The following is a 742-nucleotide window of genomic DNA, read 5'->3' as shown; positions in this document are numbered from 1 at the left end:
AAAAAAACTGTGTTAGCAAAGTTAATATTTTATTTTAATCTTTGCTGACACAGTTTAATTTACATCCTCCAAACGTGCGTATGATTATCCTGTATGGAAGTTATGCGCAAGGTTGTCCCCCAATATGATGCACGAATGAATATTTTCATTTCATCTCTCATATTTTCTCCCTTCAAATAGCCTTATACAACTCAACAAATATTGCTATTTCCATTCTCACCGAACAGTTATTGATGTACCAATGTACTTATATCTTTAGTATAAACGCCTATCATTTACAGATAATCTTACCTACATAATAATTGTTCCACTAAACAGGGCAGACGCATTAAAAATTATTTTCCTGTAAAAGTTGTGATAAATATTTTTCATCCCATCCGGCTTTTAGTCTTTTCAGATTCATGCTTCCTTTTGTTGTTTTCTCATTCTTTAGTATGGTAAGCGCCATCTTTGTTGCCACCGAAAAGTTTCTGGCTGCATTTTTCACCTTTTTACTGTAGTCTTCCCGAAAGGTAACATCCAGTTGCCAATGAAGATTATTCTCAATAGACCAATGCTGCCTGATGGCAGATGCAATCTCCTCCGGTTTGGTATTATCAAGTGAAGTTACATAGTATCTGACCTCTTGAGTATATTCTCCTGTTGCTACTATTGTCCTCTCCGACTTTATCCCTACAATAGACTTCAACCCCACAAGTTTCTTCTTAAACATTTTCTCCATAATAGATCCATAACTGACTAC

General features: G+C 35.3%; 1 protein-coding gene. It reads right to left on the bottom strand.

Annotated elements, in window-relative coordinates; all coding sequences use genetic code 11:
* Window positions 1-328 precede the first annotated feature (328 nt).
* The coding region (locus tag BACFIN_RS00030; protein WP_007758430.1) for an ISAs1 family transposase at window positions 329-742 on the bottom strand (414 nt) is incomplete at its 5' end.

Origin of the sequence: Bacteroides finegoldii DSM 17565 (assembly GCF_000156195.1) — a bacterium.
Lineage (GTDB): Bacteria > Bacteroidota > Bacteroidia > Bacteroidales > Bacteroidaceae > Bacteroides > Bacteroides finegoldii.
The sequence above is the reverse complement of the archived record's forward strand: the minus strand, read 5'-3'. Positions and strand labels throughout refer to the sequence as shown.